This is a genomic window from Desulfovibrio sp. 7SRBS1, assembly GCF_049723905.1.
Classification (GTDB): domain Bacteria; phylum Desulfobacterota; class Desulfovibrionia; order Desulfovibrionales; family Desulfovibrionaceae.
Genome location: NZ_JBJKFD010000001.1, coordinates 2,398,455 through 2,416,850, shown reverse-complemented (window position 1 = coordinate 2,416,850; position 18,396 = coordinate 2,398,455). Strand labels below are relative to the sequence as shown.

The window sequence follows — 18,396 nt, the reverse complement described above, 5'->3', positions numbered from 1 at the left end:
AATGTTTCAAGATGTAAATACCCGGTATAAAAATGCCTGCATGAGCCTGTACAAAATGGATGAGAAGGAGCAGCTCATATTTTTGGGCACGGCCTTTCTGGTAAATCCTGCAGGCTACCTGCTTACCGTGGCCCACGCGCTTACCAGGCAGGACAATCTTTTGGTTGTTCCCATCCCAGCCAATGACGACTTTCTGCCGGTGAGCAGCTCCTCTTTTCGCGCCATTCCGGTGCGCGTGGCCCAAATAGACCTTGAACGCGACATTGCCCTGCTGGCTATTGAGGAAGATGTCGAAATCAACATGCCCGACCATGTCATTGGAATGCCGGAAACGACCGAGCGGGGTTCCAGCGTTGCCTGCCTGGGCTATGCATTTGGATTTCATTGCATCTACAGCCAGGTCCTGCAGCAGGCCGTGCTCAGCGCCAAGATCCTTTCTGCCAACGATACCCGTTTGCTCCTGTTCGACAGCCGGATACATCCGGGAAGCTGCGGCGGACCGCTCATCAATGTGGAGGACATGCGTGTCATCGGTGTGCTGAGCGGGCAATTCGACAGCCTGGAGGCATCCCCCACCGATAGTGAACGAAGCATGCCCACCAGTTTCTCCTATGCCGTGTCCATCGAATACGGGGCACAGCTCATGGAAAAAGAGGGGCTGGAAATTATTTAGTGTGCAGCTGACGGTATTGCGCAGACAGCCTTTGGGCACCTGCAAGTCGCTGCCATCGGTTCTTTTCGACTCCTGATTTTCGTAAAAATAAGCGTTCATGGTTCCCCATAAGCGCTCAGGCTGCTGACAAAGGCACGAGAGCGTCGTTGTTTCAAAAAACTCAAACCCTCGCATATCTGAAAATACGCGTCGGTCTTGAGTTTTTTTTACGACGGTGAGTCTTGTGGTTCTCGTACTTTTTTGAGCAGCCTGCCAGATTGAACTTTGTAATCAATCGTTTTTTTTAATGCCATGCTCGGTCCGGATGAAACGGACGCGACACAGCGTTGCCGCAAAGGCGGGCGCATTTTGCCGCCCATTCCGGTTATCTGTTAAAAGTGGTGTTTTGCCGGGCTTAACGGTAGGGAGCAAAACAGGTACCATTACACTGCGACGGGGCGCGCAATCCGTCGGGAGGTCCATATGAGGTGCATATGCGGATAATCGTAGGGATAACGGGAGCCAGCGGCGCGGTCTACGGCCTGCGTCTGCTCCAGGAACTGGCCGCTTACGGCCACGAAGTCCACGCCACGGTCAGCAAGTACGGCTGGAAGGTTCTGGAACACGAATGCGGCGCGGGAGAAGATCTTGTCCGTCCTCTGGTGCACGCGCTCTATCCTGTCGATGATATCACGGCTCCGGTTGCCAGCGGCTCTTTCCGGGCCGACGTGATGGCCGTGGCACCGTGCAGCATGCGCTCTTTGGCAGCCATTTCCTCCGGCCTTGCGGGCAATCTCCTTTGCCGCGCCGCAGACGTCATGCTCAAGGAACGCAAGAATCTTGTTCTTGCTGTCCGCGAGACCCCCCTCAACGCAGTCCATCTTGAAAATATGCTCAAGCTCGCCCGCCTGGGCGTGGGCATCGTACCTGCGTGCCCCGGTTTCTACCATAATCCGCAAACCCTTGATGATCTCGTCGCCATGATGGTGGGGCGGATAATGGACAGCATGGGCATAGAGAACGATATTTTTACCCGCTGGAACGGGATGCCGGAAAAGGATCAATAAAGCGGAGTGGGGCATACCTGGCTCGAAGGAATGTCCTTGTGTCCGGGCTGCTGTTGCTCCTTCAATTCAAACAAACAACTCTTGTTTGGAACGCACCCTCTCGATCAGATAATCCATTACGACTTTTACACGTGCGAGTTTGCTCGAATCCGGATTGACCTGGGCCCAGAAATTTCTCCGGGCGTATTTTTCAGGAAGTACTTGCAGCAAATCGTTTTCCTTCCGGGCCATGAAGCAGGGCACAACACCTATTCCGCCTCCGGCTTTTATGGCGTTCATTTGGGCCAGAACCGTCGAACTGCGAAAACACGTCCTGGCCTGGGGATAAATTTCCTCAAGAAAGTGCAGTTCCTGATCGTAGAGCAGGTCGTCGATGTAGCTTATCAACGGATGGTCTTTGAGGTCGTCAACAGAGGATAAGGGCGGTTTGCCCTTCATATACGCCCGGCTGGCAAACAGACCCAGTTTGTAACTGGTGATGTTTTCCACGATTATTTTCTTGGCAGTCGGCTTCTTGACCGTGATGAGGATATCCACCTCTTTTTTGGACAGGCTGTAGTAGATGGGAACCGAGACAAGCTCGATTTCCAGGAGTGGATTTTGTTCCTGCAACGGCTTGAACTCGAAGGCCAGAAAGCAATTCCCCAATCCGTCGGGGCAGCCTATGCGCGTTTTACCGGAAAGCAGCCCTTTTTCTTCCGGGACACGCTCCTGAAAATTAAGGGCCGCCCGCTCCATATCCTCGGCCAGTGGGATCAATTTATGGCCCGAAGCCGTCAGAGTGCAGCCTCTTTCGGTGCGTATGAAGAGTTCCGTCTGCAAGGCCGTTTCCAGGGATGAAATCCTCCGCGCAACAGTACTGTGGGTGACTTCAAGATGCTGCGCCGCGGCCACGAATGACCCTGTTCTGCTCACGGACAGGAAAAAGCGTATGTCGTTCCAATTTGCCTCCACGGCGAGTCCTCCTTTGTACGGTTGCCGCAATGTGGTTGCCGACAGATGTGTTGTGCATATTTGCACATCTTATTGTCAATATTACTCGTCGACTGATTTTTTTTGATAACCTATAAGGCTGCCTTTCTGACGTTCTTATTTGGCAGGTCAAAAGTGGAACAGTTTATTTTTATTAGTGTTTTTGTCGTAATCGGTGCCTTGTTCAGACGCCTTTCCGTGTTTCCCAAGGAAACGGCGCATGTGCTCAATATGTTTGCGCTCTATGTCGCGCTGCCGGCCATCATTCTCCTCAAAATTCCCCAGGTTGTCTTTTCGAGCGAGATGATTCTTCCTGCCATCATTCCATGGGTGATGCTGCTCTTGTCCGCGTCGTTGGTGCTTTGGGCGGGGAAATTTTTCAACTGGTCCAGACAGGCAATCGGGGTGCTTCTTCTCGTCATACCCATCGGCAACACCTCTTTTATGGGAGTTCCGATGGTCATGGCCTTTTTCGGGGAGGGCGGGATTCCCTCGCTGATAATTTACGACCAGGTGGGCACGATGCTCATATTGGCCATATACGGGTCGATCATCCTGGTTCTGTACGGAAATGACACAAAGATCAGACTCTCCCGCGTTATTGGGCGGGCAGTTCTTTTTCCGCCCACGCTGGCGCTTTTGGCAGGGCTGGGGCTTCGGTCGTGGTCGTATCCGGCGCCGGTTCTGGAAAGCCTGAAGATGCTTGCGGGGATGCTTACACCGCTGGTTATGACGGCAATCGGCTTTCAGCTGAGGATACGTTTGAGCCCGATGATCTTGAAACCATTGGGCATCGGGCTGGTGGTCAAGCTGATGGTGGCTCCCCTTGTCGCGCTGCTTTTGTGCCGCCTGCTGGGGCTTCACGGCATGTCGTCCGATATCGCTATTTTTGAAGCGGGCATGCCGCCCATGGTTACGGCAGGTGCCCTGGCAATGGCCGCCAATTTGCTGCCGGAACTGGCCGCAGCAACAGTGAGCCTGGGGATGGTGGTGGCCTTTGCAACGCTGCCGCTCTTATATTGCCTTATCTGATGGTGGCAGCCCGAAAAGGGGGCGAGCCGGGATTTTTATTGGTGTAAAAAAACAGGGCCGACGCAGGGGATACCTTTGCGTCGGCCTTGTTTTTTTGAGGTGGTGCGATTCGGGATTTGGCAGCAGTCTGGAGACTCGCGGGTATCGCAAGCCCCCGGGCCGTGATTTATTTGGTCGGCGTCAGATCGTCGATGGTTTCCTTTCTTGGAAGATCTATCTGGATGATCTTGTCCCCATGGGGGGCAAGCCGATTAAGATCGACCATCTTGATCCGGCGGCTATAGTAATTGGTGACATAATACTTGAGGTTCTTGAGATCCGCGACCACGGTGGCCTGGGTGATGTCTGCCTCGCGCTTGTCGTCAACCATTCCCACGGAAGCTCCTTGTGGAATGTCGAACTGGTTCAGAATGTGGAAGGCCTGGAGCATGGCTTCCGTGGCTGTGGCTACGGGAAAGAGCGATTGCGAAAACACGGCCGCGCGGACAAAGCGGGAAGGGGGAGTGAAGTCGCCGGGCATGCCGCCCAGCCCCGTTCCCTGCCCCAGCTGCTTGAACTCGATTTTGTCCAGTTTTACAGGCGGTACGTTGAGCGGGTTCAGATAGATGAAGTTGCGGAGATTGGTCATGTGCCAGTCGAACGTCGGGGAGTTGGTGATTACGCCCAGAGGATTCTCATGGATAACGAGTTTGCCCCCGACCGGCTCGATGACGATGGAGCCGCCGGAGCTATCGGTCGCAATCCAGTGAAACGGAGGGACGATTCCGCCCCAATCCTTCAGCTTGGCACCTGCCACCTTGATGTGGCCCGCTGCCTTGCGCACTTCGTCCACCGTGGCGCAATGCGTGAGCAGATAGTTCACAAAATACAAGGGGCTGACCACGTTCCCGTCATCCGCAGCCGAGACTTCCGGATATTCGGCATAGTCGGGGAAGTAGAACGCGGCAACGGACAGGCCCGCATCGTTGAGGCCGTCGAGCGCGGCGGATTTGCCGTGGGCATTGACTCCCACCATGCTGTACTTGGTTGTCCAGCTTTTGGGCTTTGCTCCGTTGATGGCACCGCCGTCCATTGCAATCCCTTTGGGGATGACGATGAGGCGAATGTTGAGCGGTGTGCCGAATTCCCCTGTGCGGCCGCGGACAATGCTTCCGTCCTTGGCGTGCAGGGTTATGCCGGTGCAGGCATTGGCCACAGGGGCAAAGGCTATGGCCGTCGTTATGGCTGTCATCATGGTGAGCAGAATCGCGAATCGTTTGATCTTCATGTGTTCTCCTGTTTCCCGGGTATTCTTTGGCCCAAGCGGTGTGCGCCTGGGGCCATCGGCGTTTGTGGCTGATTGCTGAGTTTTGGCTTTTCCTGGGGAGCTGACGGCCTTTTTGACGGGCTTTTAAAAGGAACCATCGGGCATGACAGCTGCGAAAAACGCGCGTTCCTTCATTCCGGCAAGCCAGTTGCCGAGGGAAGGTTGCATCCCCTTGTCGCAACGAAATGGCGTGGGTTTTCGTTTGCCGTCACCTGAAATTGCCATTGAGCAAATTGTAGGCCGAATCGGAAAAAGAGTCAGCAGGATGCAGGGGAAATTATTGGGGGGAGTAGGAGAAAAGGGCTGAATTGCAGGTTATTCGGGATAGGGGAAAAATATTGTTGCGGGCATGATGGTACCCAATGCCCCCTAAACATATGTGAGCCGGGCGTTTTTTACTTAGGTACCCCAAAGGGATTTGCCCTCTGTTGCCGGCGTGAGAGAGCATGGGCTACTTTCAATAATTTAAGTATGTTATGCAGATATCCTGTTCCGCAGGTTCCAGACGTTCCAGATGTTTCGCTGGTTTTGTGCCCAATGTCCGTTTCGGCGGAGCGGCTTTTGGGGGGGAGAAGCAGTCACCTTGCCAAAGGCGACGAGTGTCGGGTGAATACTCTCTCTGTACAATAATAGAGTCTGACGGAGTACCCAAAACAATTTTTATTATATAATGAAGTTGAAGTGCATGAAAGCTGTCATTCAATCATATACCAATGAGGTATAAAATGAAAAAAATTCCCGGCATCATGATCTGTCTTGCCTCTTTTCTCACTCTCTTCCTCTCTGCCGCCCCTACGGCCGCCTGCACCATCATGGCCGTCGGCAAAGACGCATCTGTTGATGGCTCTGTCATGGTCAGTCATACCAATGACGGCATTTCGGACCCAAGGGCAATCTACATCCCTGCAATGGATCATCCCAAAGGTTCCAAACGGGCTGTTTTCTATGCCGCCAACGCCTTTGGCTACAAACCGGAATATGGGGCGAGTGCAACCATCCGGCTCAATACAAAGCAATTCGGGCCCGGGTACGATTCCCCTGGCGTGCCCGCGAGTGTGCCCCTCGGATTCATCCCCCAGGCAACGCACACCTATGCCTACATTGATTCGGCGTATGCGGTGATCAACGAACATCAGCTCATCATGGGCGAATGCACCGACAAGGCCAAAGTCCACCCCCAGCCGGAACCGGGGAAACGCATTTTCTATTCAGCGGAACTTGGAAGGGTTGCCATGGAGCGATGCAAAACTGCCCGGGAAGCCGTGGATCTTATTGGGGCGTTGATTGATGAGTACGGCTACTATGGAACCGGGGAAACCTTGGCAATCGGTGATCCGGAGGAAGCCTGGGTCATAGAGATGTGCGGATATGACATGGATGGTACAGGCGGGATTTGGGTGGCCCAACGGCTTTCCGACGATGAATTCTTCATAGCGGCAAACCAGTTCCGCATCCGCGATATCATCACGGGCAAACCTGATGAAATGCGCTACTCCAAAAACATATTTGACATAGCGGAAAAGAAGGGGTGGTGGAAACCCGCTGACGGCTCGCTTGATTTTACCAAGGTCTATGGCGGCGTTGAATTTCATCATCCCTACTACTCAAAGCGCAGGGTCTGGAGGGGCCTGAGCCTCGCCGCTCCCAGCAAACACCTTTCACCCTGGGTGAAAAGCGCTTTTTCCAGGGAGTACCCTTTCTCCCTCAAGCCTGACCGGAAAATGAGTGTCAAGGACATTCTTCGTATCTGCCGGGACAATTACGAAGGAACCGAGTTTGATCTGACCAAAGGGCTCGCAGCCGGTCCCTTCGGCAACCCCAACCGGTTCGAGGGCAATGCCGAGGCGCTGGCCGACCAGGAAGGGAAGCTTACCCCCGTGCATGGATACTTTGAACGTCCCATCAACATTTACCGCTGTCTGTATTATCATGTGAGCCAGGCGCGAAAGAACATGCCCGACGGTGTCGGCGGCGTGACCTGGTTTGCCCCGGACCGCTCCGCAACCTCCATTACGATTCCCCTTTATGCCGGTTCGAGCGCGGTTCCCCCGGCCCTCAGCAAGGGCAACGTCATGAAATTCGATCGCAGCACCCTGTGGACCGTCAACAACTATATGGGCAATCTCCTTGCGCTGAAGTACTGCTACATGTACAAGGATCTTTGCGCCGTAAGGGAAAAAATCGAAGAAAAAATGTCCACGGATTGTGCTGCCGTTGAGGCTAAGGCACAGAGCCTGTACGCCAAGGGAAAGAACAAGGAAGCTGTCGCGCTGTTGACCGACTTTTCCGAACAACAAAGCCGGAACGTCCTCAACGCATGGTGGAATCTGGCGGAGCAGCTTTTCCTCAAGTATGAGGATGGATATATCAATACCGACACGCACATTGCCAAGCCCGTCTTTTACCCCGCATGGTGGCTCAAGAAGGTTGGTTTTGAAAAAGATCAGACAACGTACAAAAAGCAACCCTGAACCGGGTCGCCCGGTGGGAGAAGGTAACCAGGACGTTTTGTCGTGGGAGTAGTTCCCTCCCTCCACCATGATAAAGTTAAGGGCTTCAGACAGATGTCTGAAGCCCTTTTTTGTGGTTTGGGGCCGGACGTCTCCATTTTGTCCTGGAGCAAGTCTCGGGGCGTTGCACAAGGGGTTTACCGTGAGCGGGTTGTTTTGCTAGCACCCCTTATTGGGACGGAACACGTTTCAAAGCTGAATTAATCTGACAATTGCGGACCGTCAAAAGGGAGAGACTGTCAGATCAAGTATGACCCACTACAAGCAATACAACGTTATACTGCAACTACTTCAGGTTAACGCCTTTTCGGCATCTGCTGTGAAATGCAATGCATTCCGCCGCCACCGGCATTTACATTTTCAGGATTAATCCGGACTATGGTGCGGCCAGGAAATGCCTTTTCAAAAATCTGCTGCACGCGGGCATCCTTTTCTTTCATACTTTCGCTACGCCCCTCCTTCCAGTATGCCGGGACCAGGACCACGTCATTGGCAATCAGAAAATTCATGTAGCTGGCAGCCAGGACAATAGTTACGGGTTCGCCTTTTTTAAAGGTATAGCCGTTTGTGTACTCAATCTCCGCCAGCTTCTGATAAATCGGATCTTTTTCAGTCACGGTTACTTCGATAGGCTCCGCGATGGGTACCCGCAAGAGAGTAAACGGTTGCCCATCCTGGTCCACCGCATGGCTGAGAATGTCATAGTTGGTCTCCATGCGTTCATAGGTGATGGCGTCAACAGGACTTGAGTCGCGTTCCTCCTCCGAAACCTCGGCAAGTAGAATGGTATGCGGGTCGGCGAAACGCGCGTACTCGTCAATATGACCGCCGGTCGTCATCACCGGGAGCTTGCCATTGGGCAGCGGCCCGTAATAGGTCAAATCATCATCAGCCAGCCCCTGCTTCAGCCATATGACATTCTGAACATTGAAAACGCGCTTTAACTCGTCCGTGATTTGTTCCTTTGTCATGCCTGGATTGCGATTCAACTCTACTGCCTCTGTGGTGAGTAAAGTGCCATGCCCGTTAGACTCGCGATCGCCTCCTTCGCTTATCAAAGAAGAACGTACAATGGGCAAGCCCAGATCGCGCGCAACCAGACGGTCCACGCGTTCGTCTTCCATGGCGTCCGGGTCGGTGGGGTCGCTGTAACTCCATTCACTAAACCCGAAATCCGCTATTCGCAGCTTCCCTTTTCTGTTGGAAAGGAAGATGGGGCCCATATCCCGAACCCAGACATCGGTATGCGGGATGGTATGGTAACGCACTTTTCCCTCTGGTATGCCGAGGGATGCGACCCATTTTTCCGCTTTTGCACGGTCGGCCGCGTCCTGAACGAGCAGATCAATATAAATACTAGGAGCCAGCGTCTTGATCATGGCCCCCTGAACCTCGGATATCGGCCGTCCGGCCAAATTGTCGTAACAAGGATAAGCCAGCCACACGGATTCAATGGGCTCAAACTCACCTGGCATGGAGAAGGCGTCCGTAGTCTGCGCAGTCTGTTCATTCGCGGTCTTACTCTGAACATCTGACGCCGACGCGAGATTCCAGCAACCAAGCATGCAGAAAGTAAACAACAATAGATCGAGTCTCATCCATTTGCTCTTGTGCATAAATTTTTCTCCTGTTGCTTCGTCTGTAATCCAACTTGCTGATTTTTGTCGAGTATAATAACGTAATTCAGTACGGAACGCACCGGAGTGTTTTGGTTGATGCAACAGTCTCTTGTCATTATAATACTGGAAAGATTGAATTATCGTTTAGACCTTACTAAACAATGTGGATGATTACAGACCAGTTTTCATAAGACAAAGAACGTTTGCGGACAATTTTCTAGTCCTATAGTGTGGTTACACTATGATCTTCATCATATTCAGGAAGTTCAAGAAACTCATAGGGCTCAATAAAGTAGCTATATCCAAAAATCGGTTTCAACCCCATAATTCTCGCCAGTGTCCAGTTTAATCTAAATTTTCATATAGTTAGTCGGGCCTGAAATATCTCTAGTGGATTGATTTTTATTAACAATTCTCCTTGTACAATGTAGTATTTTCGACCAGAGAACGTTGTGAATTCGTATAAAACCGGTCGAAATGATGCAGCGAATGGCGGGAGAATCATGAGGGCAAAACCCAAAAAACAGCCGCAGGGTACGTTCCTTTACCCAGACCTTCTGGACCAGCTCAATCCGAAGGCTCCGCTCCTTCAATTGGCGAGGAGAATTCCCTGGGGGCGATTCGAGGAGGAGTTCGCCGGACTCTACAGCGACCAAGGTCGGCCAGCCAAGCCGCCCCGGCTAATGGTCGGGCTGATGCTGCTCAAGCAGTTGGAGAATCTGAGCGACGAACGGGTCGTGGAGGCATGGACGCAAAATCCCTACTACCAGGCGTTTTGCGGTATGACCGAGTTCCAGTGGAAGCTGCCTTGCGATCCCACGGATTTGATCTATTTCCGCAAGCGCATTGGCGAGGACGGGGCACGACTGATTTTCGAGGTCTCCGTGGAACTGCACGGTGATGACGCCAAAGAACGAGAGATCACGGTGGATACCACGGTCCAGGAAAAGAACATAACCTTTCCTACCGACCTGAAGCTTTTGACCAAAGTCATCGAGGGCTGCCGTAAGATCGCGGACAGCGAAGGCGTCGGTCTACGCCGCAGCTTCAAGCGCACGCTCCCCAAGCTTCGGCTGAAACGGATGAAGATGGCCAAAAAGGCGAGGAAGATGCGGACAATGGCTGGTGCCTTGATCCGTGAACTCCGGCGCAAATTGCCGGGCGAAGCCCTGGGCCGCCACCAGGAGCGACTTGACCTGTACGAGCGGGTCAAGGACCAGAAACGAAGCGACAAGAATAAGGTCTACAGCCTACACGAACCCGATATTCTCTGCATCTCCAAGGGTAAAGCGCACAAGCAGTACGAGTTCGGGCGCAAGGCGTCCATCGCGGTCACAAAAACTACGGGTATCATCGTCGGCGCGATGTCGTTCAACGAGAACGTCTACGACGGCCATACGTTGCCGGATGTCCTCGAACAGTGTTGGGAGGTCACCGGGGTCTGTCCGTCCATGGCGATCTGCGACCGAGGCTACAGGGGCCTGAATCAGGTCGGTGACACGCAAATCCTCATCCCAAAGCCTCCGAAGAAGAAGGACACACCGTACCAGCGCCTTATGGCGCGGCTCCGCTTCCGCCGTCGGGCGGCTATCGAGCCGGTGATCGGCCATCTCAAACACGATCACCGCATGGCCCGGAGCTATCTCAAGGGCGCGGTCGGCGACGCCATTAACTTGTTTATGGCCGCAGCGGCGTTCAACTTCAGGAAGTGGATGCGGAAAATCGGAGAGTTTTTTGCGCTCTTGGCGTTTCTGCTCCTCGGCAAAGACTCAAGCCGACGGCTGGCGGAAAATGTGGCGTAGAAGCTGAAACGGGTTTTTCAGGCCTGACTAATTTAAGTATGTTACGCGGTTATCCTGTCCCGCAGGTTCCAGACGTTCCAGATGTTCCGCAGGTTTTGTGTCCGGTTTTGTGCCCAATGTCCGTTTCGGCGGAGCGGCTCTTGGGGGGATACACAGTCACCTCGCAAAGGCGACGAGTGGCAGGTGAACACTATATCTGTACAGCCCCCTGTGCACCGTGTTTTCCAATGCTATGTGGAACCACAGGCGAGGAAATCGCAGCCACAGCCACGTGTGCGACAAAGATTTTTCTTTCCGTTCAGCGTTCGATTTCCCAGTCCGCTGTCTTTCCCATGGCGTTTGCTGGGAGGGATTCACCAAAGGTAATGGACTTTGGAATTTCCACGGGTGCGAGATTTTGTTCCATCCATTTCCGGAGTTCGCGGCGGGCAGCTTCCTCGGACACCTGGGGCGAGGGTACGATAAAGGCCTTCAGGCGGTCGCCTTCCTCCGGGCGCATCAGTCGTGCCGTGCATTGCACGACCAGCGGGTGCGAACTAATGAGCTTCATCACCTTTTCCGGGTAGACATTGGTTCCTGCCACCTGCACGGCCTTGTCCGTCCGTTTTATCGGGCGAAACCGGCGGGCGTCTTCCCAGGCAACGTGGTCCGGCAGGGCATAAGGTCCGATTATTTCTCCGTTAGGCATGCTGCGCATAAGCTGGGCGGGATTTTTTACCTCACGCGGGTGCGGCTGCCAGAATGGCAGCAGTGTGTAGGCGTCGTCCGGGTGGTTGCGTGTGCCCATTCCTCCTGTTTCCGATGAGCCGTAGACTTCTGTCATGCGGGAAAGCCCCTGGGTCAGCAAACTGCAAATAATCTTGGCAGGGCAGGGACCTGTGGAGGTTACGCCGTGCACGCCCTTGGGAAAGATCGCTTCCAGTTGGGACATCGCTTTCCAGAACATGGGAAAGGCAATGACAAGGTCCCCATCTCGCATTTTTTCGGTCATGGATGTTGTGGGTACGGGGGGCAGGTCCACGACCGGAATGTCCAGCGCTTTGGGCAGCAGCACCGAAAAGAGAAAACCGTAGATATGGTGCCGTGGTACAAGCGTAAGGATGCGGGAACGTGTCGTGAAGATCTGCGCCTGAGCTTCGATTTCCTGTGCCAGCAGGGCAAAAGGTTGGGGGCAGGAAGTGGGGATGCCCGTGCTGCCGGAAGTCATGAAAACAATGGTCTCCAGAGGGCTGTGGTTAGCGGCAAAGGCTGTGTGCGCCCAATCTTTCAGCGTAGACATCACGGCAAGCCGGTCGGCCATCTCCTTGGGCAGGTTGAACATGGTGGCGAAGGAGACGGCGAGTTCCTGGAGTTCGGCCTTTGTCAGCCCAAGCGCCGAAGGCGGCGTCGATGGGAGGGCATTCAGTTTATCGCTTTGCATAAAAAGAAATTGAGCCTTGCGTTTTGTCAGCAAGTGGCTGCGGAGAAAGCTGGCGAGAATGGTGTGGAGGTCGTGTTCTGTAAGATGCAGGTTCGGCATTATATGTGCTCCCGCGGTGCGATGGTCAGACTTGTGATGTTATCGAATCGGTCGCGGTTTACGCAGACAATGGGCTGTTGGGGGGCGATGGCTGGTACCAGTTTCCCTTGCAGGGCGAGAGCGGCCAGGGCGGCATCCAAGGCCATGGCTGTGGGCAGGTTCCCATAACTGTTGGAAAAAACGTACGTGTTTTGAGAAAACGACTTGCGGCGTTCGGCACTTGCTGCCCCGGAAAAGAACACCGGTGTATTGTCCGGCATATCGGGGCGGGTGCGGGAAAAAAGAATGGTATCGACCACACCATGTCGGGCCTTGGCTTCTTCGGCGTGCAGACAAAAAAAGACAGCGCTTTCGCCGATGGGGTGTATACGACGTCCTTCCGAGCCGGCAGGAAGGATGTCGGCAATGCGCTGCGTGTTTTCTTCCAGCAGGCTGGTGCGTTCGTCCACGGCCCCGAGCAGGACGCGTGAAACCCGCCCCTCGGCCATCCATGAACGAGCTGTAAGAAACGCTGCGGCAACAGAGGTTTCAAACTGGCTGACCGTGAAGCAGGGACCGTTGATTTGCATTTTGATCGCAACCGTGGCTGCCGGGATATTGTGTACCGAGTGCGAAAAGGCCAGGGGCGAGGCCATACCCGGACCGAAGTCGATGACGGAATCGAGAAAGTCGAACGTCAGTTTGGCCGGGCCGTAGCCCGTGGCAAGCACAATACCCGTGTCGTTAAGTTCTTCCGGGGAAAGTCCGGCGTCCTCAACGGCTGCATATGCGCTTAAAAGCGTCATGCGCGTAAAGTGGTCAACACGGCGCAGAGCACGTACCGGCAGATAATTTTTCAGGGCTTCGGTGGACGTGTCTTCAAAGGGGAGAGGCGTTTGCCCGGCAAGGACCCGGCGTGCGTTTTCAGCCAGGGCGGACGGGTTGTTGCCAAAACTGCCGACAAGGCCCAGACCTTCAATTGCCAGTCTCATCATGCTTCCCCTTCTTTGCCCACTACAAGTACGGAGTTGTTGCCTCCAAAGGCCAGCGACTGGGATATGGCCGCCTTGCCCGCAACCGCAAGCGGCGTGGTGGTGGGACCGGTTCCGAGTTCCGGGTCCGGAGTGGTGAATCCGGGGCTGGCTGGGAGCCTGCCTTCCGCCAGGTGGTTCAAGGTGAAAATAGCCTCGATGGCTCCGGCCGCACCCAGAGTGTGGCCGGTAACTCCTTTGGTGGCCACAAACGGAGTTTCGGGGAAAAGTTCGTTGAATACCGAAGCTTCGGCTATATCGTTGTTTGGTGTGCCAGTGCCGTGGGCGTTGATGAAAGCGATGTCCTTCCTGTCCAGACCGGCTGCGGCCAGGGCATCGGCAACGGCTTTTTTCAGTCCCAGGCCGTCCGGGCGGGGGGCCGTAAGGTGGTAGGCGTCTGCCGCGGTACCGTATCCGAGCAGGGTGCCCAATTCATGTGCGCCGCGTTCGGTTTTGAATTTTTCGGATTCGAGAACGAGCATCCCGGCGGCTTCCCCGAGATTCAGCCCTTTTCTGGTCTGATCAAAGGGGCGACAAGGGGCTTCGTCGGTGATCATCAACCGGACGAATCCGTTGTAGGTGACTTCGGAAAGTTCGTCGGCTCCACCGGCAATAACAACGTCGCACAGTCCCTGGCGAATCCATGAAGCGGCCATGCCAATGGCGTCGGCCCCGGAAGAGCAGGCATTGACTATCGTCTGTACCGGACCGGTCGCTCCAAGCTCCTTGGCTACGGCCAGGGCCGGGTTGGAAGCAAGGTAGCGGTGGATGGGGCCAAGCTCCGGCGAGTTTCCTTCGCGGTGGGCGCGGTAGAAGTCGGGGAAGTTGAGCGACGCGCCAACAGAGGTGCCTATGCATACTCCGATGCGGGGGCCCGCAGTCTGTTGCGCGGGCAAGCCCGCCTGGGCCAGTGCTTCATGCGCGGCGCGCAGGGCCATCCGTACGGTAACGGATATTTCGGGCTTCTGTATTTTCCGCATGCAGAAAAAAGCCTCGGGAAGCTCGAAGACCGGGTAGATCTTGGCGTGTCCGTTGGCAAAACGCGTCGGCTTTTTGGGAGCTCGTACGCCGGTGTCGAGTGCTTTCAGGCACTCGGGCAGGGAAAGCCCGGCAGCGCAGACACAGCCCATTCCTGTAACGCTGACGGGGAGAGCCTTGCGCATGCTAGTCCCTGTTGTCCTCAATGAATTTTGCCAGTGAACTTACGGATTGGAACGCTTCTTTTCCTTGGTCCATGTCCTTGATTTCCACTCCGAAAATGCGCTGTACAAGCACTACCAATTCGACTGCGTCCAGCGAATCGAGGCCCAGCCCTTCGCCGAACAGTGGTTCGTCATCGGTAATATCCGTAGGGGTAATGTCTTCGAGGTTCAGTTCACTGACGAGGGCTTCTTTGAGTTGTTCCTTGATATCCATTTCAGCTTTGGTCCTTATGTTCCCACATGTCGTAGAAGTTGAAAAACTGGTAGGGAGCGTTGCGGGTAAGCTCCTCCAGAGCAGCAGCAAATTCCCGTGCGTAGGAAAGATAGTTTTTGTCGGATCTTCCTAGTTTTTCGGGAACCCGGATAACTTTGGCTATTTTATGTACGGCCCGACCCGGCCCGGTGCGCAGGGAAAAAAATACGATGATCGGAGCGCCCGTGGCTGAGGCCAGGCGATAGGCGCTTACCGGCAGGCGCACGGTCTCTCCCAGAAATGGCGCTTCCACCGCATTGCCGTCGTTGCCGAAGAGACGATCTCCCATAACGCAGAGTATTCCTCCTTTGTTCAGGGCATCGATTATCTCCAACGTTCCCCCCAGGTAGCCGCGCGGGTCTATGATGGAAAACGGAGCAGGGCCGTCGGTATGTTCAAAGTAGTGGCGGTCTATATCGTCTGCGGCACGGTGCATGACAACGTGCACGGGGGCGTCGATTATGTTCTTCAGCCCGGCCATGGAGGTCTGCCAGCAGCCGACATGGCCGCTCAGCAGAATCAGTCCGTTTCCTTCGGCGCAAAGGCGTTGCAACGTTGCTTCGTCCTCGCTGGTGGCGGTTATGTCGAGCTTGCGCAGGATGCCCACTGCGGCCCTGTCCACAAGCGTCTGGCCGAAGGTCCAGTTCAGCCGAAAGCAGTGTAAGAGCTTGGCTGGGCCTTTTGCCTCCGGGAAGCGGTGTTCCAGATAGGGGGCGGAGTAGGCGCGCGTGAGCGGGCGAATGGTGTACCAGAGCGCCACAAAGAAAAGCAGCATGTACGCCGGTGTTCTGCCCAGAGTGCAGATGATCAGATAGAAGATGCCGTGCTGGAGGCGGGAGCCGATGCTTTTGCTGCTCCACTTTTGTTGCTGGGTGCTCATAGCTCGCCTTCTCTGGTGGGTGGTGCGTCGTGCGCTTTGAGGCCGAGCGAAACACCTTTGGCCATAACGTAGACGACGCCGCCGATGATTACGGAGAACACAGGGGCCAGCACGAGCGAGCCGAGCAGCCATTCCCAGATGCGTTGAAGGCCTTCGTAGCCCAGCGTCTGCAGTGATATTTGGGTGAGAAATTTCCCGTGTCGCATGAAGTACCCGGCTTCGATGCACAATGCCGGAACAAAGGGCGGCATGCACAGCTGGCTTGCCGCCAGCCCTGCTATTTTGTTCAGCCGCAGCCAACCGGCAGCAAGCAGGATGAGAATGCTGTGGCAGGCGATGAGCGGCAGCGTACCCAGAAAAATGCCCAATGCGCAGGACAGCGCCAGTGTCATGGGGGTGGCATCATCGGCCAAAAGGATGCGCAGGGATTTGAGCGGGTGTATGGGAGAAATTTTGCCTGTTTCATCCTGGCCGAATTTGCGGTGTGGGATAGGGATGATGGCCCGGATGGTCAGCCGGGTGTTGAGCAGGGATATGCGCACGTTGTCCATGAAGGACCGAAAATGCGAAACGCGTTTGTCCTTTGGCGGATAATATACGTCCACGTCCACGTCGCGCAGTTGAAAGCCTGCCCAGGCGGCCCGGACAAGCACTTCAATCTCGAAACTGTAGCGGGTTTCCGTGAACTTCAGGTGTTCCAGTACGGCCAGAGGATAGGCGCGAAAGCCGCTCTGCACATCGGACAGTATTACGCCGGTCTGCACGCGCAGCCAGAAATTGGAAAATTTGCGGCCAAACCGGGAAGAGCCGGGGACGTTTGCCGTGTTGAAATTGCGTGCCCCCACGGCAATTGCATTCTCGTCCTCACCAATGGCATCAAGAAAGGCGGGAATATCTGCCGGGGCATGCTGCCCGTCCGCATCAATGGTTATGATGTGGGTCATCCCCATCTGCCGGGCCTTTCGGGCACCGGTAAGGATGGCAGCGCCCTTGCCCTTGTTTTGGGGGTGGCGCACAACCGGGACGCCAAGGGCCGAGAGTGTGCCCTGCGTCAGGTCGTCGCTGCCGTCATCCACCACAAGCACATTCGGGTGCACGGCCAGTATGCCATCCACCACCACCCTTAGGGTTGCCGCGTGATTGTATACGGGGACCACGACCAGCACGCGGTCCTGTATGTTTGCTGGAGGCGTCTGCATGGGCATCAGGGACGGCCTTTCCGGACTCGATTTTTGGGGAAGCGGATGAGCGTATCCCATAGGATGCCTCGAAAACCGAACTTACGCATTACCGCAATCTGCTCCTGTCCCTTGGAGGGCGGGAACAGACGGTCTCGTCTGCCCTTGAAGGCCTGGGTGAGCTGGTCTTCCACTGTTTTTGCGTCGATATGCGGTGAAAAATAGTAGGTGGGCTCTATGCAGTTCGTCTCCGGTGGCAGGATTCCCTCGCGAATGGCCTGCCTGAGGAGAAGCGTGTCCGGGTAGACGCGGATGCCAAGGAAGACAAAGACCACGGAGTGATCGAGCCTCTCCATGTTGTTAAGGCCTTCCCGGACCGTCAGCTCTGTCTCGCCCGGGCCTCCCATGATGATGAAGTGCGCACAGGGCATTTGTTCGGAAACACACAGGGCATTGACGCGCTCCACCGTGGCAAAGTCGTAGCGTTTGCAGATGCCTTTGAGCGTTGCATCCGAAGCCGCATCGGTTCCAAGTTCCACGGCCTTGAGTCCGGTCCTTTTGCACAGCTTCAATTCTTCGCGGCGCATTTCCGTGGGCTGGAAAAATCCGCTCCAGGGTATTTTGATCTCGCGGTGTGCCATTTCTTCGGCCAGACGCAGCCAGTGCCCTTCATTGTCATTGAATACCGAGTCTGTAAAAAAAAGTTCGTTGACCTCGTGGTCCTTAAGCAGACGTTCTATGTCGTCCACTACCGCCCCCGGTTCCCTGGCCCGTATCTTTGTGCCTTCCAAAGCCGGATAGGTGCAGTAGGAGCAGGCGTTGGGGCAGCCTCGCTTGGTCTGGATGCTGGCAATGCCGCTTTCCTGCAGGTAGTAATCCAGGATTTGAGGATCGGGGGCGGCACCGTGGATGTCCTGTCCGGTCAGTCGTTTTTTCCCTTTCATCACCCTGGGGGGCGTCTGCCCCTGGGAGAGCAGGTCCAACAATTCACAGCAGGCTGCTTCGCCTTCTCCCGTAACCCCGTAGTCCGCGCCCGTGTAGTCGAGAATCTTGCCTGGCATGAGTGAAAAACCCGGGCCACCCATGAATACGGGTGCAGGACTCAGGGAGCGGATAAAGGCGACCATTTCGCGAACACCTTCAAGTGCCCAATGCTCATGCGCCGTAAGCGAATCGACGTTATCCACGTTGCGCAGGGATATGCCCACTGCTTCGGGGGTGAAGTCTCGGCAGAAACGGCGAACTTCCTCGCGCCCTCCTCCGGAGGCAAGGCAGTCCACCTGGTGGACGTCATGTCCTGCCGAGGACAGTGCGCTGGCAATCACCGCCATGCCGAGCGGGAAAACCGGGTAGGGTTCTGTTTCGGTGTTTGTGGCAATAAGGAGGACGCGCAT

Annotated in this window: 14 protein-coding genes and 1 pseudogene; 5 read left to right on the top strand and 10 right to left on the bottom strand. The window is 55.1% G+C overall.

Features of this window, described 5'->3' with window-relative positions:
• Position 1 precedes the first annotated feature (1 nt).
• Positions 2-673 carry a S1 family peptidase gene (locus ACI0FJ_RS10985; protein ID WP_424303113.1) on the top strand — a complete coding sequence of 224 codons (672 nt, stop codon included), beginning with the start codon at positions 2-4 and terminating at the stop codon, positions 671-673.
• A 473-nt stretch (positions 674-1,146) separates the two neighbouring features.
• Positions 1,147-1,719, top strand: a complete 573-nt coding sequence (locus tag ACI0FJ_RS10980; RefSeq protein WP_424303110.1) for a UbiX family flavin prenyltransferase — start codon at positions 1,147-1,149, stop codon at positions 1,717-1,719.
• A gap of 66 nt (positions 1,720-1,785) precedes the next feature.
• Here the strand turns inward: ACI0FJ_RS10980 and ACI0FJ_RS10975 are convergent, their stop codons facing one another.
• Positions 1,786-2,673, bottom strand: coding sequence for a LysR family transcriptional regulator (locus ACI0FJ_RS10975; RefSeq protein WP_424303107.1), 888 nt, complete (start codon positions 2,671-2,673; stop codon positions 1,786-1,788).
• Positions 2,674-2,826: 153 nt separating this feature from the next.
• On the opposite strand from ACI0FJ_RS10975, the gene ACI0FJ_RS10970 reads away from it, so the two are divergent.
• Positions 2,827-3,723, top strand: a complete 897-nt coding sequence (locus tag ACI0FJ_RS10970; protein ID WP_424303104.1) for an AEC family transporter — start codon at positions 2,827-2,829, stop codon at positions 3,721-3,723.
• A gap of 166 nt (positions 3,724-3,889) precedes the next feature.
• Here ACI0FJ_RS10970 and ACI0FJ_RS10965 read toward each other — a convergent pair whose 3' ends face one another.
• Positions 3,890-4,990, bottom strand: a complete 1,101-nt coding sequence (locus tag ACI0FJ_RS10965) for a linear amide C-N hydrolase (protein WP_424303102.1) — start codon at positions 4,988-4,990, stop codon at positions 3,890-3,892.
• 764 nt (positions 4,991-5,754) lie between these two features.
• On the opposite strand from ACI0FJ_RS10965, the gene ACI0FJ_RS10960 reads away from it, so the two are divergent.
• Positions 5,755-7,500, top strand: coding sequence for a dipeptidase (locus ACI0FJ_RS10960; RefSeq protein ID WP_424303099.1), 1,746 nt, complete (start codon positions 5,755-5,757; stop codon positions 7,498-7,500).
• Positions 7,501-7,835: 335 nt separating this feature from the next.
• Here the strand turns inward: ACI0FJ_RS10960 and ACI0FJ_RS10955 are convergent, their stop codons facing one another.
• Positions 7,836-9,155, bottom strand: a complete 1,320-nt coding sequence (locus ACI0FJ_RS10955) for an agmatine deiminase family protein (RefSeq protein ID WP_424303096.1) — start codon at positions 9,153-9,155, stop codon at positions 7,836-7,838.
• A gap of 506 nt (positions 9,156-9,661) precedes the next feature.
• On the opposite strand from ACI0FJ_RS10955, the pseudogene ACI0FJ_RS10950 reads away from it, so the two are divergent.
• A pseudogene (locus tag ACI0FJ_RS10950) lies at positions 9,662-10,876 on the top strand (IS5 family transposase); the annotation flags it as partial.
• Between the two features lie 382 nt (positions 10,877-11,258).
• Here the strand turns inward: ACI0FJ_RS10950 and ACI0FJ_RS10945 are convergent.
• From ACI0FJ_RS10945 to ACI0FJ_RS10915, 7 genes are read right to left on the bottom strand one after another with little or no spacing between them, the layout of a single operon-like run.
• Complete coding sequence (locus ACI0FJ_RS10945; RefSeq protein WP_424303094.1) at positions 11,259-12,479, bottom strand: AMP-binding enzyme; 1,221 nt, start codon at positions 12,477-12,479, stop codon at positions 11,259-11,261.
• Positions 12,479-13,453 carry a beta-ketoacyl synthase N-terminal-like domain-containing protein gene (locus tag ACI0FJ_RS10940; RefSeq protein WP_424303092.1) on the bottom strand — a complete coding sequence of 325 codons (975 nt, stop codon included), beginning with the start codon at positions 13,451-13,453 and terminating at the stop codon, positions 12,479-12,481. Before ACI0FJ_RS10940 ends, ACI0FJ_RS10945 begins: the two co-directional genes overlap by 1 nt.
• The gene (locus tag ACI0FJ_RS10935; protein ID WP_424303090.1) at positions 13,450-14,652 is read right to left on the bottom strand and encodes a beta-ketoacyl-[acyl-carrier-protein] synthase family protein; all 1,203 of its coding nucleotides are present in this window, start codon (positions 14,650-14,652) and stop codon (positions 13,450-13,452) included. The genes ACI0FJ_RS10940 and ACI0FJ_RS10935 overlap by 4 nt, the downstream gene beginning before the upstream one ends.
• A gap of 1 nt (position 14,653) precedes the next feature.
• A complete protein-coding gene (locus ACI0FJ_RS10930; protein ID WP_424303088.1) occupies positions 14,654-14,905 on the bottom strand; it encodes a phosphopantetheine-binding protein in 252 nt (83 codons plus the stop codon).
• Position 14,906: 1 nt separating this feature from the next.
• A complete protein-coding gene (locus tag ACI0FJ_RS10925; protein WP_424303085.1) occupies positions 14,907-15,824 on the bottom strand; it encodes a lysophospholipid acyltransferase family protein in 918 nt (305 codons plus the stop codon).
• Positions 15,821-17,029: a DUF2062 domain-containing protein gene (locus ACI0FJ_RS10920; RefSeq protein ID WP_424303082.1), complete on the bottom strand. Its 1,209-nt coding sequence runs from the start codon at positions 17,027-17,029 to the stop codon at positions 15,821-15,823. Before ACI0FJ_RS10920 ends, ACI0FJ_RS10925 begins: the two co-directional genes overlap by 4 nt.
• Entirely contained in the window at positions 17,029-18,396 is a 1,368-nt protein-coding gene (locus ACI0FJ_RS10915; RefSeq protein ID WP_424303079.1) for a lipid biosynthesis B12-binding/radical SAM protein, read from the bottom strand. The genes ACI0FJ_RS10920 and ACI0FJ_RS10915 overlap by 1 nt, the downstream gene beginning before the upstream one ends.